Annotated in this window: 22 protein-coding genes and 2 pseudogenes; 12 read left to right on the top strand and 12 right to left on the bottom strand. The window is 65.8% G+C overall.

What is annotated here, in order from left to right; translation table 11 throughout:
• The 4 genes from LN450_RS13155 to LN450_RS13145 all read right to left on the bottom strand — a co-directional run bounded on the left by LN450_RS13155 (position 1) and on the right by LN450_RS13145 (position 5,209).
• On the bottom strand, positions 1–2,343 hold the full coding sequence (locus LN450_RS13155; RefSeq protein ID WP_011346454.1) for a glycoside hydrolase family 98 domain-containing protein: 2,343 nt from the start codon (positions 2,341–2,343) through the stop codon (positions 1–3).
• Between the two features lie 222 nt (positions 2,344–2,565).
• Positions 2,566–2,688, bottom strand: coding sequence for a hypothetical protein (locus LN450_RS23185; protein ID WP_256127295.1), 123 nt, complete (start codon positions 2,686–2,688; stop codon positions 2,566–2,568).
• Between the two features lie 181 nt (positions 2,689–2,869).
• Entirely contained in the window at positions 2,870–3,820 is a 951-nt protein-coding gene (locus LN450_RS13150) for a ribokinase (RefSeq protein ID WP_008573562.1), read from the bottom strand.
• Positions 3,821–3,910: 90 nt separating this feature from the next.
• Positions 3,911–5,209, bottom strand: coding sequence for a NupC/NupG family nucleoside CNT transporter (locus LN450_RS13145; protein WP_008573564.1), 1,299 nt, complete (start codon positions 5,207–5,209; stop codon positions 3,911–3,913).
• Between the two features lie 911 nt (positions 5,210–6,120).
• Here LN450_RS13145 and LN450_RS13140 point away from each other — a divergent pair.
• The 5 genes and pseudogenes from LN450_RS13140 (at position 6,121) to LN450_RS13120 (ending at position 11,568) form a co-directional block, all read left to right on the top strand.
• Complete coding sequence (locus LN450_RS13140) at positions 6,121–7,089, top strand: potassium channel beta subunit family protein (RefSeq protein ID WP_011346456.1); 969 nt, start codon at positions 6,121–6,123, stop codon at positions 7,087–7,089.
• Positions 7,090–7,251: 162 nt separating this feature from the next.
• Positions 7,252–7,491, top strand: a complete 240-nt coding sequence (hemP, locus tag LN450_RS13135) for a hemin uptake protein HemP (protein ID WP_170808555.1) — start codon at positions 7,252–7,254, stop codon at positions 7,489–7,491.
• 246 nt (positions 7,492–7,737) lie between these two features.
• Entirely contained in the window at positions 7,738–9,969 is a 2,232-nt protein-coding gene (locus LN450_RS13130) for a TonB-dependent hemoglobin/transferrin/lactoferrin family receptor (protein WP_011346458.1), read from the top strand.
• A gap of 5 nt (positions 9,970–9,974) precedes the next feature.
• Positions 9,975–10,616, top strand: a pseudogene (locus LN450_RS13125) (Hemin transport protein).
• Positions 10,617–10,644: 28 nt separating this feature from the next.
• On the top strand, positions 10,645–11,568 hold the full coding sequence (locus LN450_RS13120) for a DUF6607 family protein (RefSeq protein WP_011346461.1): 924 nt from the start codon (positions 10,645–10,647) through the stop codon (positions 11,566–11,568).
• Positions 11,569–11,694: 126 nt separating this feature from the next.
• Here LN450_RS13120 and LN450_RS13115 read toward each other — a convergent pair whose 3' ends face one another.
• The 7 genes from LN450_RS13115 to LN450_RS13085 form a co-directional block, all read right to left on the bottom strand.
• Positions 11,695–12,048, bottom strand: a complete 354-nt coding sequence (locus LN450_RS13115; protein WP_005910790.1) for a DMT family protein — start codon at positions 12,046–12,048, stop codon at positions 11,695–11,697.
• A gap of 79 nt (positions 12,049–12,127) precedes the next feature.
• On the bottom strand, positions 12,128–13,012 hold the full coding sequence (locus LN450_RS13110) for an ABC transporter permease (protein ID WP_011346462.1): 885 nt from the start codon (positions 13,010–13,012) through the stop codon (positions 12,128–12,130).
• Positions 13,009–13,842, bottom strand: coding sequence for an ABC transporter ATP-binding protein (locus LN450_RS13105; protein ID WP_011346463.1), 834 nt, complete (start codon positions 13,840–13,842; stop codon positions 13,009–13,011). Before LN450_RS13105 ends, LN450_RS13110 begins: the two co-directional genes overlap by 4 nt.
• A 3-nt stretch (positions 13,843–13,845) precedes the next feature.
• On the bottom strand, positions 13,846–14,892 hold the full coding sequence (locus LN450_RS13100; RefSeq protein ID WP_011346464.1) for an ABC transporter substrate-binding protein: 1,047 nt from the start codon (positions 14,890–14,892) through the stop codon (positions 13,846–13,848).
• A gap of 40 nt (positions 14,893–14,932) precedes the next feature.
• Positions 14,933–15,850 (bottom strand): TauD/TfdA dioxygenase family protein, encoded by a 918-nt coding sequence (locus tag LN450_RS13095; protein WP_011346465.1) that lies wholly within the window; start codon positions 15,848–15,850, stop codon positions 14,933–14,935.
• 248 nt (positions 15,851–16,098) lie between these two features.
• The gene (locus LN450_RS13090) at positions 16,099–18,582 is read right to left on the bottom strand and encodes an ABC transporter permease (protein ID WP_011346466.1); all 2,484 of its coding nucleotides are present in this window, start codon (positions 18,580–18,582) and stop codon (positions 16,099–16,101) included.
• Positions 18,579–19,184, bottom strand: coding sequence for an ABC transporter ATP-binding protein (locus LN450_RS13085; protein ID WP_011346467.1), 606 nt, complete (start codon positions 19,182–19,184; stop codon positions 18,579–18,581). The genes LN450_RS13090 and LN450_RS13085 overlap by 4 nt, the downstream gene beginning before the upstream one ends.
• A 103-nt stretch (positions 19,185–19,287) precedes the next feature.
• On the opposite strand from LN450_RS13085, the gene LN450_RS13080 reads away from it, so the two are divergent.
• The 3 genes and pseudogenes from LN450_RS13080 (at position 19,288) to LN450_RS13070 (ending at position 22,173) form a co-directional block, all read left to right on the top strand.
• Positions 19,288–19,956 carry an arylesterase gene (locus tag LN450_RS13080; RefSeq protein ID WP_011346468.1) on the top strand — a complete coding sequence of 223 codons (669 nt, stop codon included), beginning with the start codon at positions 19,288–19,290 and terminating at the stop codon, positions 19,954–19,956.
• A gap of 91 nt (positions 19,957–20,047) precedes the next feature.
• Positions 20,048–20,759 (top strand): annotated as a pseudogene (locus tag LN450_RS13075) (response regulator transcription factor).
• A 142-nt stretch (positions 20,760–20,901) separates the two neighbouring features.
• A complete protein-coding gene (locus tag LN450_RS13070) occupies positions 20,902–22,173 on the top strand; it encodes a sensor histidine kinase (protein WP_039417740.1) in 1,272 nt (423 codons plus the stop codon).
• A gap of 417 nt (positions 22,174–22,590) precedes the next feature.
• Here the strand turns inward: LN450_RS13070 and LN450_RS13065 are convergent, their stop codons facing one another.
• Entirely contained in the window at positions 22,591–23,292 is a 702-nt protein-coding gene (locus LN450_RS13065; RefSeq protein WP_011346470.1) for an SGNH/GDSL hydrolase family protein, read from the bottom strand.
• A 181-nt stretch (positions 23,293–23,473) separates the two neighbouring features.
• Here LN450_RS13065 and LN450_RS13060 point away from each other — a divergent pair, with 181 nt between their 5' ends.
• The 4 genes from LN450_RS13060 (at position 23,474) to LN450_RS13045 (ending at position 26,312) form a co-directional block, all read left to right on the top strand.
• Entirely contained in the window at positions 23,474–23,854 is a 381-nt protein-coding gene (locus tag LN450_RS13060; RefSeq protein ID WP_005910722.1) for a diacylglycerol kinase, read from the top strand.
• Positions 23,855–23,950: 96 nt separating this feature from the next.
• Positions 23,951–24,589: a LemA family protein gene (locus tag LN450_RS13055; protein ID WP_014089429.1), complete on the top strand. Its 639-nt coding sequence runs from the start codon at positions 23,951–23,953 to the stop codon at positions 24,587–24,589.
• 344 nt (positions 24,590–24,933) lie between these two features.
• Positions 24,934–25,821, top strand: a complete 888-nt coding sequence (locus tag LN450_RS13050; protein WP_011346472.1) for a TPM domain-containing protein — start codon at positions 24,934–24,936, stop codon at positions 25,819–25,821.
• On the top strand, positions 25,821–26,312 hold the full coding sequence (locus LN450_RS13045; protein ID WP_011346473.1) for a TPM domain-containing protein: 492 nt from the start codon (positions 25,821–25,823) through the stop codon (positions 26,310–26,312). The genes LN450_RS13050 and LN450_RS13045 overlap by 1 nt, the downstream gene beginning before the upstream one ends.
• Positions 26,313–26,336 lie beyond the last annotated feature (24 nt).

The following is a 26,336-nucleotide window of genomic DNA, read 5'->3' as shown; positions in this document are numbered from 1 at the left end:
CTACTGCCAGACGGCCAGATTATCCAGGTACAGCTTGGCCTGGGTGCCTACACTGGCGCGGTATTCGACGATGTTGTTGCCGGCACGCAAGGTTGCCGTCAGCGGACTGCTGGCCCAGTCGCTGGCCGAACTGGTCTGGGCGAAGGCCGGGGTGCCGACACGCACGCCATTGACGTACAGGTCTACGCTACCGACGCTTGTGCCCGGTGCGGAATAGCGCGTGGCCAGCGTATAGCTTCCCGCCTGCGGCACGTTGATGGTGGTCCGCAAACGCGCGCCGGGGTTGCCGCCGAAGTCGACATAGCCCAACCCCTGGTAGTTGTGCACTGCGCCGGAGACGCCATTGGCGACAAGGCTGCCGATGCGCAGGAAGTCGAAGTTCTCCGCTTCGTATTGCCGCACGCCGGTATAGGCGGGTGGCGCAGCCGGTGCCTGCAGTGGTGTGACCGCCGCGGCGCTAGCGCGTCCGGTGGCCGAGCCGGAGCACTGGATGGTGATGTCCAGCGGCCCGTTGTGGGCGACGTTCAAGGTCAGACCATCGCCGCTGGGCGTGGCGGTGATGGTACTGGCCTGGTGCTCGCCGCGATCGGCGAAGGTATAGGTCGGCGTGGCGCTGGCGCCGCTGATGGTGATGGTGTCGGTCTTGAGCGGGCCGGTTTCCGAATCGAAATTGGTCAGGTAGACCGACACCGCGTCGGCGAACTCCTTGACCACGCCCGTCGTGTAGGGGCCGTAGGTCATGTTGAGCGCGGCGCAACTGTTGTACTTCAGGTTGAACGCGCCGCTGGCAGTCTTGTTGGTCTTGTAGGGGTTGTAGGTGACCCAGGTGTTGTCTTGACGTGCCACATAGAGATCGCCGGTGGATTCCTGCGGGAACAAGGCATTCAGTTCCTGGGTCTTGGCGGCGATGGAGGGCCAGCGGGTGGCGTACGCGCTGCGCTTGACCTGTACGGGGAAGGACTTTGAAAGGTCATCGCTCAACTGCCATACGGTCGGGATGGCGGGGTAGCGCCCGGTCTTCTTGTACCAGCTGTGCTGGTTGAGATAGGTGCCGTCGTCGTCCATCAGATACAGGCCGGAGAACAGCGTTTCCGGCGATGCATACAGACTCTGATCGTTGCCGCTGGTGGTGTCGTCGACCACTACCAGCTTGGTGCGGTCGATCACCTGCTGGCGATCGAGGATGTGCAAGGTGCCGTCGAGAATCTTGCGGTAGACATCCATATGGATGTTCTTGAACTGCGGGAAGAACTGCCAGCGCCGCGTGTTGTAGCCGTCGGCGGTGGTCCCGTTTGGCAGGCTTTGAACGGTATCGGTCCAGATCAGTTCCGGGCCATCGAAATAGGTTTCGCCGGTCAGCGTCAGGTGCTCGATCAGATGCGGGGCGCCCGCGGCCAGAGGATAGGCGCTGCCATCGGCGGCGTACCAGCCGCTGCTGTCAGGACGGATGCCGTAATGGCCCGCAAATCCCGACAGAAACATGCCCAGGCTGACGCTTTCGATGTCGTGGTAGCCGTAGTTCATCGTGAACTTTTCTTGGATGATGAAATTCTTGGCATAGCTGCCCAGGGCGGTGCGTAAGGCCTCGTTGCGCTTGACCATTGCCAGCGGGTTGATGTTTGCGCCCCAGAAGCCGCCGGTGAAGCTCACCGCCAGATAGCCGCCGTACTTGTTGGTCAGCTTGAGCAGGTTGGCCCAGTGCTCCCAGCGCTGCGCTGCCGAGACCGAGCAGGCTTCGTCGAATCCCCAGAACTGCTCGGCGTAGTTGAAACCGAGGAAGTTCGGGTAGTCGCGGAAGAACTCACCGTAGACCGTCGATTCCAGATCGGTGCCGTTGGGATAGTCGGGGAAGTGGCTGAAGCCGCCGCTGGACGGTTGCACCATCGCCCAGACACCGTTGGCCGCAGCTGTCTTGATCCACGAGCGTGCCGTCTCGATCCCGTTCGCCACCTGGTTCCAGTTGCACTGATTGTCGGTGGCGCCTTTGTGACTGATCGAGAGCGAGATCAGCAGAACCGTGTAGGGGCGCAGGTCTGCAGGAATCAGGTCGATGATCTTCTGCGGATCGGCGGCGTTCCAGGTGTCGGCATGGATCACGAACATCGGCTTATCGGGCGCGAGGCTGCGCCGGAATGCCGGGTCGGTGCTGGCGCTCGCCGTTGCCGTGGACGCCTGCGTAGAGGTTGGCGCCATGGCGCGCGGGGCGCTCACGGTGACCGTCGCCGCCGGCGATGGGGTCGCAGCGGTGCCGGCATCGGCGGCGTCGCCGCCACAGGAGCTGAGCAGGCAGGGAAGTAGGACGCAGGGCAGCAGGAATGGCGTGCGCGATCGACGCAGGATCATCGGTAGTTCCGTTGAGCTTGGGGGGCAGGGCCAGGCATACCGCGTCACTGCCATTGCGTGAGGCGGTAATGCGCCAGTCGACGATGCAGACGCATCTCGGTAAGCCGCGCCGCCAGGAGCGTCCTCGCATGACAACAGGCAATGGTCGTGGTACGCCCGGTGGTGCGGCGATAGTAGGCAAGCGCAGATAGCGCGCTAGCGCGTGCAGCCGATCAGCACGCTTTATGCGATGCGCTTTCGTTTTTCGAGCACCCAAAACAGCGCTGGGTCACGTGGCGTCGCGATGGCGCAGCCGGTGGTGTGACGTTGGCAGCAGAGCGTGCGCAGCGTGGCGAAAGCAGACATGCGCTCGTTGCAGCGTCACATCGTTCGGCGCGATGCGCAGCGACGCGGCCAACCGCTTGTCGCGATCGTCATTGGGCGCGGGACATGCACGCGCATTCCTGGAAAAAACCTGGGCGCCTGCGTGGGTGCGGTGTCGAGGGCATGCGCGCGTGGCGCACGCCAATGGCAGTGAACCGTGGTCTCAGTCGTCCGCGCGCAGCCGCGGCATCGACACCGCCGCACCTTCCACCTCGGTGGAGCGCGCCGCATAACGGGTGGCAAAGCGCACGTGGGTTGCGAAGCTCGCAGCCGGCACCTGCGCCAGCGAGGCAACCAGCGCACCGTTGAAGGCATCGCCCGCGCCGGTGGTGTCGATGGTCTGCGCGCTTTCCGCGCCCACGCGGTAATGCGCCTGGCTATCGCCGCGCAGCTGTTCTTCGGCGTGCGAAATGAAGGCGCCCACCGCGCCCAGGGTCACCACTACGGTACCGCCCGGCAGCAGCTTGCGGCACAACGAATGCAACGTATTGCCGTCCAGCGCGGCGACGTCGTCGGCATTGATGCGCTCGCCGACATGGCGACCGAGCAGTGCGGCGAATTCGGTTTCGTTGGGCGTCAGTACATCCGAGAGCTTGAGCAGGCCAATCGAGGTCGGTGCATTGGCCGGTGCGGCATTGAGCACGGTCAGCACGCCACATTCGTGCGCCAGCGCCAGTGCGGACTCGATCGTCTCGGCCGGGGATTCCAGCTGCGCCAGCAACACCTTTGCCGCAGCCACCAGCGGGCGTTGGTTCTCGATGAAGGCGGGGCTCAACACGGCGTTGGCGCCGGCGCCGATCACGATGGTGTTGCGGCCGTGCCCGTCGACATAGATGCCGCCGGTGCCGGTCGGTTCATTGCTGGGCTCGGCGATCAGCGAAAAGCCGTCCTGCGCGGCCAGCGAGCGTGCCAGCGCACCACCGGCGTCGTCGCCCAGCGCGCACAAGAAATGCGTCTTGGCGCCAGCGCGTGCGGCCGCAACCGCCTGATTGAAGCCCTTGCCGCCCGGGCCGGTGCTGTAGCGCCCGGCGATGGTCGCGCCCGGCACCGGCAAGGCATCGCAGCGCCACACGTGATCGACATTGAAGGACCCGACAACGACGACCGAACTCATAAATACCTTGCCTTGAATGACTGACTTGAAAGACTGGATGAAACGCGGCGCGCAGTGATTAGACCGTCACGCCGATGAACCCGCACCGCCTCAACCGAAATGCGACAGCACCCCGGCAATGGTAGCGGTCATGAAGGTAGCGATCGAACCGCCGAGCACCGCACGCAGGCCGAACTTGGCCAGATCGTGACGACGTTCCGGCGCCAGCCCGCCGATCCCGCCGATCTGGATCGCGATCGAGCTGAAATTGGCGAAGCCGCACAGCGCGTAGGTGGCGATCAGGCGACCTTCTGCGCTCAGGCCTACGCCCGGCACTTCGCCCTTGACGATGCGCGACAACTCGCTGTAAGCGACGAACTCGTTGATCACCACCTTCTGGCCGATCAACGACCCGACCGTGGTCGCATCCACCCACGGGGTACCGATCACCCAGGCGATCGGCGCCAGCACGTAGCCGAAGATCGTCGACAGGTTGGTCGGGCGGCCCAGCAGCGCGGCGGCGCCGGTGACCTCGCCCAGCCAGGTCAGCGGTGCGTTGATCAGCGCGATCAGCGCGATGAAGGCCAGCAGCATCGCGCCGATATTCAGCGCCAGGCGCAGGCCGTCGCCGGCACCGGCCGCGGCCGCATCGATGACATTGCTGGTGGTTTTTTCCACTTCCATCTTGACGGTGCCGCGGGTCAGCGGGGTGCCGGTTTCCGGCACCAGCAGCTTGGCGACCACCAGCGTGGCGGGCGCGGCCATGATGCTGGCGGCCAGCAAGTGCTTGGCATAGAACGCCTGTTGCGCCGGATCGCTGCCGCCGAGCATGCCGACATATGCAGCCAGCACGCCACCGGCGATATGCGCCATGCCGCCGATCATCATCGTCAGCAGCTCGGACTGGGTCATCTTGGGGATATACGGGCGCACGGTCAGCGGCGCTTCGGTCTGGCCGATGAAGACGCTGGCGCACACGCTGGTGGTTTCCGCACCGGAAACGCGCATCACCTTGGTGATCGCCCACGCCATCGCACGCACCACCATCTGCATCACGCCCAGGTGATAAAGCACGCCCATCAGCGCCGAGAAGAAGATGATGGTGGGCAGCACCTGGAACGCAAAGATGAAGCCGTAGCTGTCGATGTTCATCAGGTTGCCGAAAATGAAGGTGGACCCTTCATTGACGAAACTCAGCACCTTGACGAAGCCCTTGCCCAGCGCGTCGAACACGTCGCGCCCGCCCGGCACCAGCAACACCAGTGCGGCGAACGAGATCTGCAGGGCCAGACCGGTGGCGACCAGCTTCCAGTCGATCGCGCGGCGGTTGCTCGAAAACAGCCAGGTGATGCCGATGAGCACCGCCAGACCGAACAGGCCGAAACCGATCCTTCCCAAACCTTCGACCATTCCAATCCCCGGGCTGCTGACGGCAAAACGGGAAGCCTAGAGCAGGGGGTGACAGGGGGCAAGGCGAGGGGCATTCAGATGGCCTCGGTCGGCCCACAGACGAGAGGCGGCGGGCACGGGCAGGCCCGCGCTGGCGCGCTGTGGGACCGTGCTTGCGCAAAGTCGGGAGTCCGCATGGGCGAGGTGGGCGGTGTTCATCGCGTGGCGGCGCGGCTGGTGGCGGTCGTGACGCCCGCCCGGATGCGGTGTTCACCGTCATGCGTCAGCGTTCGGGGGAACTGCCGCGCAGCCTGGAGTGGCTGAAGCGCGTGATTGGATCTACTGCTGCGACTGCTACGGCTGTCGTTGCTGCTCCGCTTCATCGGGCGGGGTGTCTTTGGTGCAGATGGCCTGGGACGGTTGGCGTTTGTGCGCGAGTGCTGCTGACCGTTGCACGCATGTCCGCCGGCGTCATGCGCTGGTGTCTCCAGGCACGGTGCCGCATCCGGTGTCGGGGCACGCCGTCAATCCGTCCATGCGGCTATCTGGCGCATGCATGCCACCAATGGCCCCACCCTGGTTGCGACGCCACACGCCGGCGATTTTGCCTGTTGATCGGCAAGCAGTCGCTGCAGCAGGGTCTCGCGTCTGTCACGTGTGGATTGATGGTGACGCATCGCGCATGTAGGCGTGGAAACGCCCACGCAAGCCGAAGCATTCGGTGCAGATAACCACCAACGGCAGACCAACACCGACAAAAGCGCCGATCACGATGCATGCGCAGTGCAGGCGGTGCTGCGAACAGGCAGTCGAGCCGGGAACAGGTCGATGCACGGCGCTGCACACGCCGCGCGCTGTGCCTGCCCGACGCCACGGCCTACACTGCGCACGCCGGTCCAGGGCAGGTGCCCTGGAGGTTGCGGGAGTTCGCCATGCTTTACCGACGTCTGGGTTCCACCGGGCTGCAGCTATCGGCCTTGTCGTTCGGGGCCTGGGTCACCTTCGGCAAACAGATCGGGCGCAGCGAAGCGCGCAATCTAATTGCCGCCGCCTGGGACAACGGCATCAATTTTTTTGATAACGCCGAGGTCTACGCGCGCGGCCGCGCCGAGGAAGTGATGGGCGATGTGATCGCCGATCTGCGTTTGCCGCGCGATGGCTTCTGCGTGTCGAGCAAGGTGTTTTTCGGTGCGGTCGACAGCCCGCGGCCGACCCAGCGCGGGCTCTCGCGCAAGCATGTCACCGATGCCTGCCACGCCGCGCTCAAGCGCCTGCGCGTGGAGTACCTGGACCTCTATTACTGCCATCGGCCCGATCCGGACACCCCGATCCAGGAAACCGTACGCGCCATGGATGCGCTGATCCGCCAGGGCAAGGTGCTGTACTGGGGCACATCCGAATGGAGCGTCGCGCAGTTGCGCGAGGCCATCGCCATTGCCGAACGCGAACATCTGCATGCGCCGGCGATGGAACAGCCGCAATACAACCTGCTGCATCGCGAGCGGCTGGAGCGCGAATACGCGCCACTGTGCGAGAGCGGGCTGGGCACCACGATCTGGTCGCCGCTGGCCTCGGGCCTGCTGACCGGCAAGTACAACGCGGGCGTGGAGGCCGACAGCCGTCTGGGCCAGCCGGGTAACCAATGGTTGCAGGACGAAGTGCTGGGCGCGCCGGAAGCGCGCCGGCTGGAGCGCGCCCGCGCGTTCTGCGCGGTGGCGGCCGAGCTTGGCCAGTCGCCGGCGCAGTTGGCCATCGCCTGGTGCCTGCGCAACCGGCATGTGTCCAGCGTGATCCTGGGCGCGAGCCGGGTCACACAGTTGGAAGAGAATCTCGGTGCCCTGGACACCCTGGATCAGGTCGATGACGCCGGGTGGGCGCAGGTGGAGTCGAGCACGCGCTGAGCCATTGGGTCGATCGAGTGCTGCGGTCGATGCTTGTAGCAGTCACCGCAGCTGAGGGCAGCGACACACCATCCGTTCGATTGCTGTGGTCAATCGAAAATCAAGGGGCGATTTAAACATCCCACCTTTCAAATGAGAATGGCTCTTGATCATTAAATGAGAATGGTTATTATTTGTCTGGCCAACCGCCTGGAGAACCAGATCATGACCGCACACCCCGTGCTGCTTTGCTCCGAACCGGTCAATCTGCGCGACCGCGCCACGCCGCGCGCCGTGCCCGCCGAAGAGCTCATCAGCAGCCAAGCGCTGCTCAAGGGCCGGCGTGAAGTGCTGATCCAGCACGGCGATCGCGTCTATCGCCTGCGCCACACCAGCAACGACAAGCTGATCCTGACCAAGTAATTCCAGCCACTGGGCTGCGCACAGCCGCTGCCGCAACGATCGCCGTCCGCCGTCAGTGCCGATGACGCGATCCTGCTCTGCGCGCAACGCTCGATTGCCATCGCATCCCATCTTTGCGTACTCGCTCGACGCGTGTGCGCAAGATCGCAGCGGGCGCTGCCGCCGCCGCCCGCCACTCAACTCCATCTTCCCTGCCGCGTTTGGCTTATGCCGCCCGCGCCGCCGGGGGACGCGTAAAGGTTCCTGATGATCCGCCTGCATCCGCTGGTGGTCGCGCTGTCGCTGGCGCTGCCCGCTATTTCCTTGTGTGCCCGTGCTGCCGAACGCGATGCCGGAGCGGAGGGTGCGCGTGAGGTGCACGACTTCGACCGGCTCCAGGTCACCGCCACGCGCACCCAGCGCGCGCTGGTGGATGTGCCCAGCACGGTGGATGTGATCGACCGCGAACAGCTCGACAACCAACTGGTGCGCGAACTCAAGGATCTGTTCCGCTACACGCCGGGCGTGTCGGTCACCAGCACCAGCGGCCGCTTCACCGGTGCCAACGGCATCCGCATCCGCGGGCTGGATGGCAACCGCGTGGCGATGCTGGTGGATAACGTGCCGGTGTCGGACACCTTCAGCTTCGGCAGCTATCTCAACGCCAACCGTAACTTCGTCGACCTGGAAACGCTCAAGCGCGTGGAAGTGGTACGCGGGCCGGCCAGCTCGTTGTATGGCTCGGATGCATTGGGCGGCGTGGTCGCTTTCGTCACCAAGGATCCGTCGGACTATCTGAGCGCAGACAAGCACAGCTACGTCGGCCTGAAGTTCGGCTACGAAGGCGACTGGAACGGCCTGTTTGCCGGTGCCACCGGCGCGTTCGGTGGCGAACGCTGGAGCGGCTTGGTGGCGGTGAGTCATCGCCAGGGCCAGGAGGCGCAAAACCAGGGCGATGACCGCAGCCGCGATTTCACCCGCACTGCGGCCAATCCGCAGCGCATCGATGGGCGCAGTGTGCTCGCCAAACTGGTGTACGCCCCAAGCGCACAACAGCGCTTCAAACTCACGGTCGAAGGCAACGAAGACTACGGCAGCATCGATGCATTGACCGGCGTCGATACGCGGAGTCCGACGGCGTCGCTACGCATCCTGTCGCAGCAAGGACGCGATCATCAGACACGTGCGCGGGTCTCGCTGCGGCATGAAGTCGATGCGCTGGATTCCGTGTGGACCGACGATCTGCAGTGGCAGCTGTATCGCCAGGACAGCGAGAGCCTGCAACGCACCAACGAACTGCGCGGCAACACCACGCGCCGGCATAACGAACATAATTTCGATCAGCGTGTTTACGGCCTGCTGGTCAACGCGCATAAGTCCATCGAAACCGGCACCCTCAGCCACGAAATCACCTATGGGCTGGATTGCACCTGGACCGATACGCGCGCCAAGCGCGACGGCTATTCGGTCAATCTGGCCAATGGCGTGGTGAGCAATCGCGTCGGTCAGGACGTGTTTCCGGTGCGCGATTTCCCGATGAGCGAAACCACCAAGCTCGGGTTGTATGCGCAGGACGAGATCGGCCTGCTCGATGGCCAGCTGTCGCTGACGCCGGGCGTGCGCGTGGATTATTTCCGGCTGTCGCCGCAGGTGGACGACATCTTCCGCGAAGACAATCCCGGCGTTGCCGCCGAGACCATCGACGAGACCCAGGTGTCTCCCAAGTTCGGTGCGGTGTGGCGGTTTTCGGACGCCTGGTCGGCGTATGCCAATTACGCGCATGGCTTCCGCGCGCCGCCGTACAACGACGTCAATATCGGTTTCACCAATCTGCAGGCGCGCTACACCGCCATCGCCAATCCGGATCTGAAATCGGAGACCAGCCGCGGTGGCGAACTGGGCCTGCGTTTCAACGATGCGGTCGGCTATTTCGGGCTCGCCGTGTACTACACCGACTATCGCAACTTCATCGAATCGTATGCGCCGGCTGGCGTGAATGCCGACGGGCTGGCGCTGTTCCAGTCGCGCAACGTGGACGATGTGGTGATCAAGGGCGCAGAGGCGCGCGCGGGCATCGATCTGGGCATGCTGGCGGGTTGGCAAGGCTGGTCGTTGAACAGTGCCGTTGCCTATGCGGAAGGCGACAACCTCACCGACGGCACGCCGCTCAGTTCGGTCGACCCGTTGCGCGGCACGCTTGGCATGGCCTTCGACAGTGATCGCTGGGGCGCAGAAGTGATCGGTACCTTTGTGGCCCGCAAACATCGCCCGCAGCTGGACAGCTATTACGTGCCGGCCGGCTACGCCACGCTGGATCTGATGGGGCATTGGGAATTCGCGCCCGGCGCCAAGCTCACCGCAGGCGTGTTTAACCTGGCCGATCGCCGTTACGTGGACTGGAACGCGCTGCCCAACGGCACGCTGGCCAGCAGCACGGTGCTGGACCGCTTCACTGGCGCCGGGCGCACTGCTTCGGTCAGCCTGGCCGTGAACTGGTAGCGGCCATGCCCAACCTCCGCGCCATCCCGTTGCCCCTGCATGCACGCGCTACCCGCGCGGCACTGCCACGACCACAGCAGTTGGCGGCGCTAGGGACGGTGCTTTGCCTGTATCGGCCTGCGTTGGGCAACGAACTGGATGGTTGGCAGCACGCAGTCGCTGCAGCCGCGTCCCGTCGGGTGGACAGCGACGGCGTGCACGAGGGCATCTGGTTCTTCGATGCGGCAGGACAGTGCTGCTGGCGGCTTTGCCTGTTGCCCGACAGCGATTTCCTGAGCTGGGACCGCCTGGTCTCTCGGCTGCCGCCACTGCCGATGGACACGCACGAACTGGGCGTCGGCGAACGGCTATGGCGCCGCCTGGCCGGACGCATGCGCGGCGATGCATGGCGCTTGAGCGCGCTGCGCTTGCAGCCTGCGGCCAGCCACGGTCACCCACGGTCACCCCATCACCGCCAGCCTGGCCACCGTCTCTGCGCTGGGCGCTGAGGTTGCTGCACGGTTGGCGCGCGACGAGGGCATCGACGGCCGCGTGGTCGTGGACGATTGTTGCTGCGCGCGCGCTGCAGCGCTGCGTACTGCCGCGGTGAATGCCCGCGGTGCCGACCCCGTGTCATGACGATGTCGCTGCTGCGCGCGCGTCCCTGATGTTCCCCAATGACTACCGAGAGTGCCGATGAGGCGATTGTTCTCCCGCTGTGTCGCCGCCACACTGAGCCTGTTGCCGTTGATTGCCGCCGCCGATGCTCAGCGCGATCGGCAGAGCATCCTGGCGATGCAGGGCGAGTACGCGGTGGATTTCGCGTTCGACGAAACCGTGCTGCTCAAGCCCGGCTACGAACGCGCTTCGGCGATGCGCAGCGGCGCCAGCGAAGTGGTCATCGTGGTGGAGGATTCGCCGCGCAGGCTGGTGCTGCAGCACGTGCTGGTCGACGAAAAGACCGGGCACGTGACCAAGCATTGGCGGCAGGACTGGACCTTCGAAGCACCGCAACGGTTTGAATTCACCGCCGAGCAGACCTGGACGGTGCATGCGCTGGCGCCGGCCATCACCAGCGGCACCTGGACGCAATGTGTGTACGAAGTCAGCGACGCGCCGCGTTATTGCGGCACCGGCCGCTGGGACTACGCCGATGGCCACCCCACCTGGACCAGCGATCCCAGCTGGCGCCCGTTGCCGCGGCGCGAGTACACCAGGCGCAGCGACTACAACGCGCTATCGGTGATCAACCGGCACACGCTGACGCCGAACGGCTGGACCCACGAACAATTCAACACCAAGGTGCTGCGCAAGCCCGACGGCACCCAGGAAGCGATTGCACGCGAGTTCGGCTTCAACGATTACCGCAAGACCACCGAGGTGGACTTCGCCCCGGCCTATGCGTACTGGAAAGGCACACAGGGGTATTGGGCCAAGGTGCGCGCGCGCTGGGCCGCATTCCTGCAAACGCCACCGGGTCTGCATCTGAAAACCAAGCCGGACGGCATGGCGATGATCGTACCGATGTTCGAGCAGGCCGAGTCAGCGCAGAAGGGCAAGCCGGTCAAGGACGCGCAAATCGATGCGGTGTTCGCACGGTGGGTCGAACCGGCGAACTAGGCACCCTGACGCCGTAGGAGCGCATCCGGGCGCGATATGGCATTCCCGGTAAGGCCCACGCACCGCAGGGGGCTCTTGCGAGGCCGACCCCGGGTGCGCGCCTACGAGCGAGAGGGCGCTTTGCCTCTATTCCTTGAACATCAGGAACGCGGCCACCAGGATCAGGCCGAACGCGGCCCAATGGTTCCACTTCAGCGACTGCCCCAGGTAGAAGGTGGAGAAACCGGCAAAGACCAGCAGCGTGATCACTTCCTGCATGCCCTTGAGCTGCGGCGCCGAATACACCGCGCTGCCCAGACGGTTGCCAGGCACCTGCAGGCAGTATTCGAAGAACGCGATGCCCCAGCTGACCAGGATGGCGATCATCAGCGGCGTGGTCTTGTACTTCAGGTGCCCGTACCAGGCGAAGGTCATGAACACGTTGCTGGCGATCAGCAGCAGAACCGGGTACAGGTAGGCGGTGAAGGGGGCAGTGGGCATGGCGGCGAGCGGCAGAGAATGGGGGCCGAAGCATAAGCCAACTTCGTTAAGCGCACGCGACCGTGCCGCCGGGGCCGCGCTAGCGCTGCATGCCCCAGCGACGCACCGTGAGCCGCTCGATCGCCTGGAACACCACGCCCTCCACCAGCAGCCCCAGCACGATCACCATTGCCAGCCCCGCGAAGACCTTGTCGGTGTAAAGCTCATTGCGGTTCTGGAAGATGTACCAGCCCAGGCCGCCCTGGCCGGAGGTGGCGCCGAACACCAGTTCGGCGGCGATCAGGGTGCGCCAGGCGAATGCCCAGCCGATCTTCAGCCCGGACAGGATCGCCGGCAGCGCCGCCGGAACCAGCAGTTGCACCACATAGCGCGGGCCGCGCAGGCCGTAGTTGCGCCCGGCCATGCGCAGCGTGTCCGGTACCGCCTGGAAGCCGGCGTAGGTGGTCAGCGCCAGCGGCCACAGGACCGAGTGCACCAGCACGAACACCAGGCTGCCGGTGCCCAGCCCGAACCACAGCAAGGCCAGCGGCAACAGCGCAATGGCCGGCAGCGGGTTGAACATGGCGGTCAGCGTGCCGAGCACATCGCGGCCACAGCGCGTGGAAGCGGCCAGCGCGGTCAGCACGAACGCCAGCAGCACGCCCAGCGCATAACCTTGCGCCAGCACGCGCAACGACGCACCGACCCGGCGCAGCAGTTCGCCCGACAGCAGCCCGTCGTAGAACGCGCGCGCGGTCTGCACTGCGCCGGGCAGCATCAGATCGTCGCCGACCAGCCGCGCGGCGATTTCCCATGCCGCGACCAAGACCACCAGCACCAATGCCTTGCGCAGCCAGGGCGGTGCGTGCCAACGCGTGGGCGTGGTCGCGGCGCCCAGGGCAGGGTCCAGCGGGGTCAGTGCCACTTCGTACTCGGGCCGCACCGGTGGAATCGGCGGCACTGCGCTTGCGGTACTGCGGCTCATGTCAGCGCCTCGCGTTGGCGCAGGGACGGGCGACGCAGCGGTGCCACCTTGTCGTCGTCCAGCGTGTCATCGGGCAGATCGAACAGCAGCCGGTGAATGCGTTGCGCGGTCTGCTGGAAGGCCACGCTGCCGGCACTGTGCGGGCCGAAGGCATGCGCGTTGAGTTCGGCGCGCACCTGGCCCGGGTGCGGCGACAACAGCAACACGCGATTGCCGACCACCAATGCTTCTTCGATGGAATGGGTGACGAACAACAGCGTGAAGTGCAATTGTTCCCACAATTCCAGCACCTGCTCCTGCATGCGCGAACGCGTCAGCGCATCCAGTGCCGCGAACGGTTCATCCATCAGCAGGACACGCGGGCGCATCGCCAGGGCGCGTGCGATGGCCACACGCTGCTTCATGCCGCCGGACAAGGTGTGCGGGTAAGCATCTGCAAATCCGCTCAGCCCGACCTGGGCCAGACTGTCGTCTGCCCGCTCGCGCGCCTCGGCACGGCCGAGTTTGCGCGCCGCACGCAGCCCGAACACCACGTTCTCGCGCACGGTTTTCCATGGTGCCAACTGGTCGAATTCCTGGAACACCACCACCCGGTCCGGCCCGGGACCGGTGACCGCATGACCCTGCAGGCGGATCTGTCCTTCGCGCGGCGCAACGAAACCGGCCACCGCCTTGAGCAATGTGGATTTACCGCAGCCTGAGGGCCCCAGCAGCACGAAGCGGTCGGCTTCGTGCACATCGAAGCGCACGCGATGGGTCGCGCGCACCACGCGCTGGGCCGAGGCATATTCCAGGCTGACATGATCGACCTGCAGCAGGGGCGTGCTCATCGCTCAGCTCCCGCCCGCAATCAGCGGGTCGTCGAAAAAGTAATCGCCCGCCTTGCCCGGCGCCTGCTTGATCGCCCCGCTGTGCTGCATGAACTTGCCCAGCCCCAGCGTGTTCTGCGGTGCCACGGTGAACTGCACTTTCGGGTCCTTGAGGATCTGCAGCACCAGCGCGCGGTCGATGCCCGAGCCATTACGACGCAGGAAGATATCGGCCGCCTGCTCCGGATGGGCCGTGACGAACTTCGCCGCCTGGTCCAGTGCGGCGACAAACGCGCGGTAGGTCTTGGGATTGTCCTTGCGGAATTTTTCGGTGGCGTACAACACCGTTGCCGACGACGGGCCGCCTTCGATCTCGTAGGAACTGGTGACGATATGCGCGGCCGGGTTGCGCGCCAGTTCCTGCTCCTGAAACGGCGGGCTGGCAAAATGCGCGGTGATTTCGGTACGCCCACGGATGATCGCCGCGGCGGCATCCGGATGCGGCAAGGCGACCTGTAGCGCGTCGAGCTGATGGGTGCCCTTGTCGCCCCAGCGTTGTTGCGAGGCATGCTGCAGAAACCGCGACTGCACCGAGACACCTGTTGCCGGCACCGCAATGCGGTCCTTTGGCGTGAAATCGCCGATGGACTTGATGCGCGGAGTGTTGCTGATCAGGTAGTACGGGAAATTGCCCAGCGATGCGACGCCGCGGACATTCTGGCGGCCGCGCGTGCGGTCCCAGATGGTGAACAGCGGCCCGACACCGGCACCGGCGATATCGATCGAACCGGTCAACAACGCATCGTTGACTGCCGCCCCACCGGAGAGCTGCAGGAATTGCACGTCGATGTCCACACCGGCGGCCTTGCCCTGCTGTTCGATCAACTTCTGGTCCTGCGCCACGTCCAGCAGCAGGTAAACGATGCCGAATTGCTTGGCGATCCGCAGCTTGCCTTCGGCCTGCGCATGCGCGCTGTGCAACAGCGGCAGCGCGGCCAACACCAGCAGCGCGATGCGCCGCGAAAAACGCCGGCGCGGCGCAGGAGCGTGGGAAGTGACGGTCAAACGCATGCGGCGCTCCAGTCGGGAAGGGGAGGGAACAGGTGCAGGCTCAGAACGGTGCATCGCCTTCGATGGTGGTGCGGTTGAGCCGACGGCGCAGATGATCCGGCGTGCCTGCAGCCAGATGCATCACCGAACGGTTGTCCCAGAACACCATGTCGTGCGGCTGCCAGCGATGCCGATACACCAGCCCAGCATGCGTGGAGTGTTCGAACAACCTCTGCAACAGCGCGCGGCTTTCGTCCTCGGGCAAGCCGACGATGCGCGTGGTGAAATGCTCGCTGACGAACAGCGCCTTGCGGCCCGTCTCCGGATGCGTGCGCACCACCGGGTGCTGCACCGGTGTCACTTCGGCAATCTGCTCCGGCGTCAGTGCCGGCCGCCACGGATTGCGGGCGCGCAACTCCTCGTACTTGGCCAGATAACTGTGTTCGGCACGCAGGTCCTGCACGGCGCGTTTGAGCGATTCGGGCAGCGTTTGCCATGCCAGGTGCTGGTTGGCAAAGAGGGTGTCGCCGCCTTCGCCGGGCAGCTCCTGCGCATGCAGCAGCGACCCCAGGCTCGGTGTTTGCTTGTACGACAGATCCGAGTGCCAGTAATGCCCGGCATCGCCCAGGCCGATCGGCTCGCCGTTCTCCTTGATGTTGGACACCACCAGCACTTCCGGGTGCCCGCGCAGTTGAAAGTTGCGCAGCACGTGAATCTGCAGCGGCCCGAAGCGACGGCTGAATTCCACCTGCTGGGCCGGTGTGATGCGTTGATCGCGAAACACCAGCACGTGGTAATCCAGGTGCGCGCGATGGATACGCGCGAAGGTGGCGGCGTCCAGCGGTTGCGCAAGGTCCAGCCCGATCACTTCGGCGCCCAGCGGAGCGTCGAATGGCACGATCCTGACGCTGGAGCTCTGCACGGGGGAAGACGCATCGCGCGGCGTGTGCACACGCGCTGCGGAAGTGATGCTGGCCATGACGTGGCACCTCGACGGCAACGAAAGGCCGCCTGGGCCGGCGGCCGGACATACCACTCTAGGCAGTCGTGCCACCGCTGCGAACGTACGATTTGCAAGGTGCTTATGCGCTGCAGACATATGCAGCACTCACAGAAGAGCAAGGCCCCTCACGCTGCGCGCCACAGCGTCCGTGAGCTGGCCTGCAGCACAGCCACCGGGCCGCGCGTCGCATGCCGTTGCCCGCATGCGACGCGTTTTACCCGCGCTTATTCGCTCCGCAATGCCAATGCCGGCGGCGTGGACAGGATGCGCCGCGTGCCCGACCAACCCGCCAACAGACTCAAGGCCAGCCCGAATGCGCCGCCGAGCAGCAGGCGCGGCCAATCCGGTGTCAACGCCATCTCGAACGCCTGCTTCCCCACGACCGCGCCGATCACGGCCGCAGCGGTCACCGCCAGCGTCGCCGCCAGCAAGCCAAGCGCGCCGAATTCCACCAGCACCGCACCGCGTAGCTGGCCACGGCGTGCGCCCAGGGTGCGCAACACTGCGCTGTCGTAACGGCGTTCGCCCGCGGTGGCCTGCAATGCGGCCAGCAACACCAGCACGCCGGCCAGCAGGCTGAAGCCCATCACCAGTTGCACCGCCTGTGCCACCTGGTCGATGACCTCGCGCACGCGGCCCAGGATGGCATCGATATCCAGCAACGAAATGTTCGGATAGTCGCGACTCAGCGCCGCCAGCTTGGACGCATTGCCCGGCGGCAGGTGGAAGGCGGAAATCAGGTTGTACGGCGCATCGCCGACCGATCCTTGATTGAGCAGCAGGAAGAAGTTGACCCGGAACGAATCCCAATCGGCCTTGCGGATGCTGGTCACGGTGAACGTGCGTTGCTGTTCGCCCAGCAGCAGGGTGATGCGATCGCCCAGTTTGAGCTGGTAGCGCTGCGCCCAGCCTTCTTCCACCGAGGCTTCCGCCGCGGTGCTGTCGGCCGCCCAGAACTTGCCCTGCAGCAGCGTATTTGCCGGCGGGAACGCGTGACGCCAGGAAAAATTCACCGGGCGGTTGTCGCCGTCGCCATCGTCGGCCGGGTCGCGGTCGCCACGCACCGGCGGTTTTTCGTTGATGGCCACCAGGCGCCCGGTGGAAAACGGCTCCACGGCCGCATCATTCACCCCCAGGCCGCGCAGCGTCTGCAGCACCGGCTGGGTTTGTTCGGGCTGGATGTTCATCAGGAAGTAGTTGGGCGTATCGGCCGGCAGGCGGTCGCGCCATTGACCGAGCAGGCCCGGGCCGACCACCGCCAGCAGCAACAGCGCGCACAACGACAGCGACAGCCCGACCAGTTGCACCACGCTCAAGCCGCGGCGCCGTGTCAGCGAGGCCAGGCCAAGTTTCCAGGCACCGCGCAGACGGTGCTGGATCGGTCGCAGCAACGCGAGCAGGCCCAGCCCCAGCAACATCGCCACCAGTGCCAGCGCGGCCAGGCCGCCCAGCACCCAGCCGGCCAATACCAGGTTGCCGGTGGCATAGACGGTGAGCGCCAGCGTGGCGGCCAGGGCGGCGCCATACACCAGCAACGAACTCGGTGGCACTGCAGCAAAGCTGCGGTTGAGCACGCGCATCGGTGGCACGTTGCGCAGCCGCAGCAGCGGCGGCAGGCCGAAGCCCAGCAACAGCACCAGGCCGATGCCCGCACCGGCCAGGGCAGGGGTGGCCTGCGGCAGCGGCAACCGGTTCGGGATCAGGCTGCCCAGCGCCTGCACCAGGCCTTCCTGCGCAAGCATGCCAAGCCCGATACCGACCAGGCAGGCCGGAATCGCCGTCAGCAGCAACTGCAGCGACAGCATTGCCAGGATGTCGCGCTGGCGTGCGCCCAGGCAGCGCAAGACCGCCACGGTGTCGATGCGTCGCATCGCAAACCGGTTCGCTGCCAGGGCCGTGGCCACGCCGGACAACAGCACCGCCAGCAACGCCGACAAGGCCAGGAAGCGGCCGGCGCGATCAAACGCCGCACGCATGCCGCGTTGGGTGTCTTCAATACCCACCAGGCGATACTCGCTGGCGCGTGGCTTGAGCCAGGCGCGCAAATCGGCGATGGCATCCGGTGCGCCGGCGAACATCAACCGATAGGAGGCGCGGCTGCCTGGGCCGAGCAGGCCGGCGCCGTCGATATCGGCGCGATTGACCAGCAGCGGCGGCGAGAGCTGCATCAGCTCCCCGGAGGCATCGGGCTCGGCGCGCAACACGCCGGTGATGGTCAGATGGCCGGCACCGAATTCCAGTTGCTCGCCCACGTGCAGGCCCAGCGCTTCGAGCAGGCGCGGATCGGCATAGGCCTGGCCCGGCGGCGGTGCGCTGGCGGCGCTGCCTTCCGTCCCGGTGCCGTCCTTGGACACCAGCAACTGCCCGCGCAGCGGGTAGCCGGGGCCAACGCCGCGGATATTGGCCATCTGGCTGGCATCGCCATGGAACAGCACGCTGGGAAAGCTGACCATGCGCGTGCTCTGCAGGCCGCGTCGCTGGGCTTCTGCGGCGAAGTCGGCCGGGATCTCCTGCCGCCCGGTCACGCCCAGATCGCCGCCGAGCACTTCGGCCGCGCTGGAGGTCAGCGCGAGCGTCACCCGGTCGACCAGGGTGCCCACCGCGGTCATCACCGCCACGCCCAGCACCAGCGCGGCGAACACCGTCAGCAGATCGCCGGCCAGGAATTCGCGGCGCACGGCGCGCGCGGCTTGGCGCACGACGTTCATGCCGCCGGACCGGTCTGTGCGTGCAGGCGGCCGCTGTCGATGCGGTAGATGTGCCTGCAGCGCTGCGCCAGGCTCATGTCGTGTGTGACCAGCACCAGGGTGGTGTCGCTGGTGGCATTGAGCGCGAACAACAGGTCGCTGATCTGCGCGCCGGTGGCCTGGTCGAGGCTGCCGGTGGGCTCATCGGCGAACAGGATGCGCGGGCGGGCCACGAAGGCGCGCGCCAACGCCACGCGTTGCTGCTCGCCACCGGACAGCTGGCGCGGGTAATGCCGCGCACGTGCACTCAGGCCCACGGCCTCCAGCACTTCGCGCACCCGCGCCGGATCCTCGCGCCCGGCCAGTTCCAGCGGCAGTGCGATGTTTTCTTCGGCAGTCAGCGCCGGCAGCAGGTGGAAACTCTGGAACACGAAGCCGACGTCGCGGGCGCGCAGCGCAGCGCGCGCTTCTTCGTCGAGCTGGCCCAGGTCCTGGCCCGCCAGCGCGATGCTGCCGCGGCTGGGCAGGTCCAGCCCGGCCAGCAGGCCGAGCAGGGTGGTCTTGCCGGAACCGGACGCGCCGACGATGGCGATGCTGTCGCCTTCACTGACCGTCAAGCTCACGTTGTCGAGGATGTGGAGCGTTCCCTCCGGGCCACTGACGGACTTGCCGACCTCGCGAACGTCGATGGCGGTGCGGGTGCTGGAGCGGGGGGCCAGACTGTCGATGAGGAATCTCCGAATGCGTGAAAGAACACTGCGATATGGCGTGCTGGCCCTGTGGCTGCTGACACTCTCCCTGCTTGCGCCGGGGATTGCCTCTGCCAGAAGTCCGGTCGCCACTGCGCCGGTCCTGGTGGTGGGCGACAGCCTGAGCGCTGCGCACAACATCCCGGTGCAGTCCGGCTGGGTGACCTTGCTGGACCAGCGCCTGAAGCGTGACATGGCGACGCCACCGGCAGTCGTCAATGCCAGCATCAGCGGCGAAACCACCTCCGGCGCGCTGACCCGGCTGCCGGGCCTGCTGGAAAAACACCGCCCCGGCGTGGTGGTCATCGAGCTCGGCGGCAACGACGCGCTGCGCGGGCTGACCCCGGCCCAGCTCAAGGGCAACCTGGAAAAGATGATCCAGCTCAGCCAGCACGCCGGCGCCAAGGTGCTGCTGCTCGGGATCGACGTGCCGCCCAATTACGGCCCAGCCTACCGCGAGCGGCTCAAGGCGACCTATGCGGACCTCTCCACACAGTACAAGACCGCGCTGGTGCCGTTCTTCCTGGAAAAGGTCGCGCTGCAGCCCGGCCTGATGCAGGCGGACGGTCTGCACCCCACCGCCGCCGCGCAACCGAAGGTGCTGGAGACGGTATGGCCGGCATTGCGCCCGCTGCTCGGCCGCTAAATGCCGCGGAACACGAAACGTTATCCGGTCTTCACGCTCTTTCCACCGTCGATCCGGCATGTTTCACAAAGCTGAAGACCGAGGAAAGTCCATGCGTCAGACCAAGGAAACGTGGCCTCGTGCTGGTCGTCGAAGACAACCGCAATATCTCCGAAATGATCGGCGAGTACCTGGAAGGCCGTGGCTTCGAGGTCGACTACGCGCAGGACGGCCTGGACGGCTACCGTCTTGCCGCGGAGAACAGCTACGACGTGGTCGTGCTGGATCTCATGCTGCCACGCCTGGACGGCATCGAAGTGTGTCGCCGCCTGCGTAACGACGCACGCAAGTCCACACCGGTGTTGATGCTGACCGCCCGCGACACGCTGGACGACAAGCTCACCGGCCTGGGCTTTGGCGCCGATGACTACCTGACCAAGCCGTTTGCGATTCAGGAACTGGAGGCGCGCCTGCGTGCCCTGATCCGCCGCGAGCGTCGCCAGGTGGGCTCGGAAGTGCTCAAGGTCGCCGACCTGGTGCTGGACCCGGTGAGCATGCGCGCCACCCGTGCCGGCACCGAGCTGCAGCTCTCGCCGATCGGCCTGCGCCTTTTGACCATCCTGATGCGCGAATCGCCGCGTGTGGTCACCCGCCAGGAAATCGAGCGCGAAATCTGGGGCAACGGTTTGCCCGATTCGGACACCCTGCGCAGCCATCTGTACAACCTGCGCAAGATCATCGACAAGCCGTTCGACCGTCCGCTGCTGCACACCGTGCAGAGCGCCGGCTATCGCATCGCCGACATCGCCCAACCGATGGCGTGATGTCACGCGCCGGCCGCCGTTCTGGCGGCCGGCCGCTGTATAGGCGCTCATGCGCCGATCGATCTCCTGTGCTGCCGGCTGGTTGCACGAAGGACTCACGGAAGCGTTGCCTATACTCCGGCGCTCTTCCCTGGATGCAGTAATGCCACACGGGCTTCCGAGAAAAATACGTCTCGCCTTCCTGCTGCAGGTCGCGCTGGCGAGCCTGGCGCTGGTGCTGGCCGGGTACCTGGTGTCGTTCGTCATCAAATACAGCCTGGTGCGCACCGTGCTCGCCGACGAGGCCGTGCATTTCTGGCAGATGCAAAAGAGCGTGCCGGACAACCGGCCGCCCAATACACGCAACATCCAAGGGTATTTTTCGCCCGCCGGTACCGCCGCCGAGGCTGCACCGGCCGCACTGCGCAACCTGTCTCCGGGTTTCAGCGAAGTGGCTGCCGCCGATGCGCTGGTGTATGTCGATCAACGCCCGGAGGGGCGGCTGTATCTGGTGTTTCCGCGCTCGCGTGCGGCGCATCTGACCTTGTGGTTCGGTGTGGTGCCGGCAATCGTGGTGTTGGTGGCGATCTATGGCGTGTCCTGGTTCACCTATCGGGTTTCCAAGCGGCTGGTCTCGCCGATCAGCTGGCTGGCCCGGCGCGTCTCGCATTGGGACCCGCGCAACCCGGATGTGGACGAACTGGCTCCGGAGCGGCTGCCTGCCGAATTGCAGGGCGAAACGCGCCAACTGGCCGCCGCGCTGCATGCGCTGGGGCTGCGCGTCAGCGAGCATGTCGCGCGCGAACGCAATTTCACCCGCGATGCCAGCCATGAATTGCGCACTCCGCTGACGGTGATCCGCGTGGCCAGCGACATGGCCTTGGCCGACGACGAGTTGTCCGCGCGCACGCAGCGCAGCCTGCGTCGCATCCAGCGCGCCGGCCACGATATGGAGGCGGTGATCGATGCCTTCCTGATTTTGGCGCGCGAAGCCGAGATCGACCCGCAAAGCGAAAATTTCGATGTGGCCGAGCTTGCCAGCGAAGAGCTGGAAAGTGCGCGCGAATTGCTTGGCGACAAACCGGTGTCGTTGCGCATGGTCGGCGACCGCAGCCTGCAGATGTTCGCCCCGCCCAGGGTCATGCGGGTGGTGCTCAGCAACCTGTTGCGTAACGCCTGCGCTTACACCGATACCGGCAGCATCGAGGTGGAGGTGACCCACGACCGCATCGTGGTCCGCGATACCGGCATTGGCATGAGCGAAGAGGCGCGTGCCCGCGCGTTCGAACCGTTCTTCCGCGCCGACCCCACCCGCCCGCAAGGCACTGGGCTCGGCCTGTCGATCGTCCGTCGGCTATGCGATCGCTTCGGCTGGCGTATCGAACTGCAGAGCCAAGCCGGCGTCGGCACGTCCGTAGCGGTGGTCGTCGCCTGAGGCGTCACTTCGTGGTCCTGGCGCCTGCTGATGACGCCTTGCTGCCGCTCAACAGTCAGGCGGCACGGCAGGAAGACGACGAACGCTGCTGCACGCGCTCGGCTAACCGCTTCGATCACCCTACTTACCGCTCGGCAGCCGGAAGGCTCAACGTAGTGCCAACAGTGCACCGGCGCGTGGACGTTTGCAGTGCCTTTAGCGACGTTGCAGGTGCTTGGCATTGCCGGTATTTCTTGCCCACACCGCCAATGCGGTCGCCACGTGCCCAAATCGCAGACCCCTACGTCAGTTGTGTGTGGGAACAGGGCCGGCAGGCTGCCGCCACGAAAAAACGCGCTGGCATGGAGCGGCAGCCAACGCCTCCCCTGCAGGCCGGCCGATCCGGCGACAGGCGCGCCGGATCGGCTCGGTTGCGTTCTAGCGTTGTTCCAATACCGGTGCCACGACCTTGCGCCAGATCGCGTAGCCATCGGCCGTCATATGCAGCCTGTCGGCGCGGAACAGTTCTGCGCGCGGTTTGCCGCTGGCATCGAGCATCGGGGTGTAGATGTCGACGAAGTCCACACGCGGCAGCGGGGCTAGCGCGTCCTTGATCAGGCGGTTGGCCTGGATCACCGCCGGCAGCAGTTGCGCGCGCGACGGGCTGGGCTTGATCGACAGGTAGCTGATGCGTGCCTCGGGCAGGTCGCGGCGTACACGTGCCACGAATGCCAGCACATCATCGCGCACCTGTTCGGGTGTGCGGCCGCTGTTGAGGTCGTTGTCGCCGGCGTACAGCACGACCTGGCGTGGCCCGTATGGAATCACGATGCGGTCTGCGTACCAGGTGCTGTCGCGCACTTCCGAGCCGCCGAAGCCGCGATTGATCACCGGTTTGCCCGGGAAATCCTGGGCCAATGTCTCCCAGAACCGGATCGATGAGCTGCCGACGAACACGATGCCGTGCTTGGGCGGCGGCTGACGCGCGTCGCTCTCTGCGAAGCGTTGCATGTCTTGTTCCCAAGCGGCATTGGAAACCTGCGCCGGCACCGCCGGAGCGGTGTGCAGGGCGTCGGCATACGCATGGCCGGACAGGAGGACTAGGGCGCACAGCACGCTGCGCAGGCGATGGATGGTCATGCAGGAACCTTCAAAGTGAAGCGGGCTGCCATGGTGCGCCAGGCTGGAAGCTGAGGGCAAACCTGCCGGTAGCTGGCGGGGCGGGGCGCCACGGTGCAAGATTCGCACTTTCCCCAGCAGCGACCATGCCATGCGTTTGATTTGTTCCCCTCTTCGCCCATGCGGCAGGACGCACTGACGCATGGCCGATCAATTGGGGCACGTCCCGCGCGGCCCGCGTCGCATGCTCAAGGCGGCGATCTGGTCATGGCAGGGATTGCGCGCGGCGTGGCTGCACGAATCCTCGTTCCGCCTGGAGGTCTGTCTGGCGGCAGTGCTGGTGCCGCTCGGTCTGTGGCTCGGGCAGTCGGGACTCGAGCGCATTGCACTGATTGCACCACTGTTGATCGTGCTGGCGGCCGAACTGCTGAACTCGGCCATCGAAGCGGTGATCGAACGCTACGGCCCGGAACATCACGTATTGGCCGGGCGTGCCAAGGACATGGGCTCGGCGGCGGTGTTCGTGCTGCTGATCAATGTGCTGCTGTGCTGGGGATTGATCCTGTTGCCGCGGCTGTGGTGACGCGCGGCAGGCAGGGCGAGCCGGGCAGGGGCGTGTGCATGCGGGCTTGACTTGGCACGTGGCATGCTCGGGCTCTCTTCCAATGGAATCGCCTGCATGCCTGTCCTGATTCGCGCCTTGGTGTTGCTGATCCTGACCGCGTCGCTGTCCGGTTGCGGCTACAACGCGATCCAGCAGAAGGAAGAGGGCGTCAAGGCCGGTTGGTCGGAGGTGCTCAATCAGTATCAGCGCCGCGCCGATCTGATTCCCAACCTGGTACGCACTGTGCAGGGCTACGCTCAGCAGGAACGCCAGGTCCTGACCGAAGTGACCAATGCGCGTGCGCGCGTGGGCCAGATCCAGGTCAACGCCGATGACGAAGCGTCGTTGAAGCAATTCCAGCAGGCGCAAGGCGAGTTGGGTAGCGCGCTGTCGCGGTTGTTGGTGGTCAGCGAAAACTATCCGCAGCTCAAGTCGGACCAGTCGTTCCGCGATCTGCAGGTGCAGCTGGAAGGCACCGAAAACCGCATCACCGTGGCGCGTGGCCGCTATATCCAGACCGTGCAGGACTACAACACCTACATCCGCTCGTTCCCGCAGGTGATCACGGCCAAGATCTTCGGCTACCAGCCCAAGCCCAATTTCAGCGTGGAAAACGAAGCGCAGATCTCGCGCGCCCCGCAGGTGGATTTCGGTAATCAGCAGACGCCGCAGCAGGCACCGCAGCAACAGCCCGCGCCTCAACCAGCGCAGTAATCAGTTGCTGTGTGTGCACGGCGGTTGTGCAGTCGTCGCTAGCAAGCGCAGTGCGCGCGCTGTCGGACGACGCACAGGCACGCGCCAAGGCGATGCGCGCCGAGCCGCACATCAGCACGAATGTGCGGACCAAGCCGACAGACCGTGTCGAGGCGAGACCTAGCCCTCTCCCATCGAGGAAGGGCTTGGTGAGGGTAGGCCGCCAGGCTTCGCGGTCGTTCGACCACCCGTGGCTTCGCTTCAGGCGCACACGTTCTCTGTAAGAGGCAATGTCCTGCAGGGAAGAAGCAATCGCAAGACCCCGCGCTGATGGACGATCGGCGCGCATCAGGTAGGAGTTGGCAATGCGACGAATGTGTTTGCGGGTGGTGTGGATGATGGCGTTGCTGCTGCTGCCGGCATCGCTGCTGGCGCAGGAGTTGGCTGCCATCCCGCCGCTGCGCTCGCCGGTGGTCGACGTCACCGGCACCCTGGATGCGGCGCAGATCCAGCAACTCGAGCAACAGGCGCTGGCCTTGCAGCAGCGCAAGGGCGCGCAGCTGCAGATTTTGATCGTGCCGACCACGCAGCCGGAAGCGATCGAGCAATACACCCAGCGCGTGTTCGACCAATGGAAGATCGGTCGCAAGGGCGTGGACGACGGCGTGCTGCTGCTGGTGGCCAAGGACGACCGCCGCGTCCGCATCCAGCCGGGCTACGGCCTGGAAGGCGCCATTCCGGACATCACCGCCAACCGCATCATCCAGGAGTATCTGGCGCCGCGCTTCCGTGAGGGCGATTACGCTGGCGGCATCACGGCGGCGACCGCAACCCTGGCCGGCCTGATCGAGGGCGAGGCCCTGCCGGCGCCGGTCAGCGGGCATGCCGAGGGCGGCAACGGCGCGGGCGGTGGTGGCTGGATCATGGCGCTGTTCATCGGCTTCGTGGTGGCCATGGTGGCGCGCGGCATCCTGGGCGCGCTACCGCGCCCGCTGCGCGCCGTGCTGACCGGCGTTGCCGCCGGCGGTGCGGCGTTGCTGTTGACGTCGTTGCTGTTCGCCAGTGCGGGCGCGGCGATGATCGGCCTGCTGGCCGGCCTGTCCTCCGGCTCGCCCGGCCGCTTTGTCGGCGGTGGCGGCTGGGGCGGCGGCTTCGGTGGATTTGGCGGCGGCCGCGGCGGTTTCGGCGCCGGTGGTGGCTGGGGCGGTGGCGGCGGGTCATCAGGAGGCGGTGGCGCCTCGGGGAGCTGGTAATGCGGTGGCTCAGGCATATCTTCGCGCCCTCGGCGCAGCGCACTTTTCCAGCCGCATGCATGGACGCCATTGCGGCGGCGGTGACCGCGAGCGAGCGCTCGCACACCGGCCAGATCATGGTCGCGGTCGAGGCCGACCTGCCGCTGGAGGCGTTGTGGCGCGGGCACAGCGCGCGGCAGCGCGCCGAGCAGGCTTTCGCCCAGCTGCGGACCTGGGATACCGAAGCCAACAACGGGGTGCTGATTTACCTGCTGCTGGCCGACCACGCCATCGAGGTGGTGGCAGACCGCGGTCTGCGCAGCCGGGTGCCGGAAGCGCGCTGGGCAGAGGTGTGCCGGCGCATGCAGCAATTCCTGCGCGAAGGCCAGCACGAAGCGGCTGTCCTGGCCGGCATCGAGGCGGTGACCGAGCTGTTGGCCGAGCAGTTCCCGGCCACAGACGGCGCGCAGCATGAAGACGAGCTACCTGACCGGCCGCGGATTTTAGGCTGAGCGCGTGCGAGATGTCAGAATAGC

Origin of the sequence: Xanthomonas euvesicatoria pv. euvesicatoria (assembly GCF_020880415.1) — a bacterium.
Lineage (GTDB): Bacteria > Pseudomonadota > Gammaproteobacteria > Xanthomonadales > Xanthomonadaceae > Xanthomonas > Xanthomonas euvesicatoria.
Note: the sequence above shows the minus strand (reverse complement) of the source record. Positions and strands in the feature narration are given on the sequence as shown.

Coding starts and splice junctions, on each gene's coding strand:
- LN450_RS13140 (WP_011346456.1), top strand. CDS start 6,121: ATGCTTTACCGACGTCTGGGTTCCACCGGGCTGCAGCTATCGGCCTTG.
- LN450_RS13150 (WP_008573562.1), bottom strand. CDS start 3,820: ATGAGTTCGGTCGTCGTTGTCGGGTCCTTCAATGTCGATCACGTGTGG.
- LN450_RS13100 (WP_011346464.1), bottom strand. CDS start 14,892: ATGCGTTTGACCGTCACTTCCCACGCTCCTGCGCCGCGCCGGCGTTTT.
- hemP (WP_170808555.1), top strand. CDS start 7,252: ATGGTTATTATTTGTCTGGCCAACCGCCTGGAGAACCAGATCATGACC.
- LN450_RS13115 (WP_005910790.1), bottom strand. CDS start 12,048: ATGCCCACTGCCCCCTTCACCGCCTACCTGTACCCGGTTCTGCTGCTG.
- LN450_RS13065 (WP_011346470.1), bottom strand. CDS start 23,292: ATGACCATCCATCGCCTGCGCAGCGTGCTGTGCGCCCTAGTCCTCCTG.
- LN450_RS13095 (WP_011346465.1), bottom strand. CDS start 15,850: ATGGCCAGCATCACTTCCGCAGCGCGTGTGCACACGCCGCGCGATGCG.
- LN450_RS13105 (WP_011346463.1), bottom strand. CDS start 13,842: ATGAGCACGCCCCTGCTGCAGGTCGATCATGTCAGCCTGGAATATGCC.
- LN450_RS13120 (WP_011346461.1), top strand. CDS start 10,645: ATGAGGCGATTGTTCTCCCGCTGTGTCGCCGCCACACTGAGCCTGTTG.
- LN450_RS13045 (WP_011346473.1), top strand. CDS start 25,821: ATGCGGTGGCTCAGGCATATCTTCGCGCCCTCGGCGCAGCGCACTTTT.
- LN450_RS13055 (WP_014089429.1), top strand. CDS start 23,951: ATGCCTGTCCTGATTCGCGCCTTGGTGTTGCTGATCCTGACCGCGTCG.
- LN450_RS13110 (WP_011346462.1), bottom strand. CDS start 13,012: ATGAGCCGCAGTACCGCAAGCGCAGTGCCGCCGATTCCACCGGTGCGG.
- LN450_RS13080 (WP_011346468.1), top strand. CDS start 19,288: ATGAGGAATCTCCGAATGCGTGAAAGAACACTGCGATATGGCGTGCTG.
- LN450_RS23185 (WP_256127295.1), bottom strand. CDS start 2,688: ATGTCTGCTTTCGCCACGCTGCGCACGCTCTGCTGCCAACGTCACACC.
- LN450_RS13130 (WP_011346458.1), top strand. CDS start 7,738: ATGATCCGCCTGCATCCGCTGGTGGTCGCGCTGTCGCTGGCGCTGCCC.
- LN450_RS13090 (WP_011346466.1), bottom strand. CDS start 18,582: ATGAACGTCGTGCGCCAAGCCGCGCGCGCCGTGCGCCGCGAATTCCTG.
- LN450_RS13155 (WP_011346454.1), bottom strand. CDS start 2,343: ATGATCCTGCGTCGATCGCGCACGCCATTCCTGCTGCCCTGCGTCCTA.
- LN450_RS13050 (WP_011346472.1), top strand. CDS start 24,934: ATGCGACGAATGTGTTTGCGGGTGGTGTGGATGATGGCGTTGCTGCTG.
- LN450_RS13070 (WP_039417740.1), top strand. CDS start 20,902: ATGCCACACGGGCTTCCGAGAAAAATACGTCTCGCCTTCCTGCTGCAG.
- LN450_RS13060 (WP_005910722.1), top strand. CDS start 23,474: ATGGCCGATCAATTGGGGCACGTCCCGCGCGGCCCGCGTCGCATGCTC.
- LN450_RS13145 (WP_008573564.1), bottom strand. CDS start 5,209: ATGGTCGAAGGTTTGGGAAGGATCGGTTTCGGCCTGTTCGGTCTGGCG.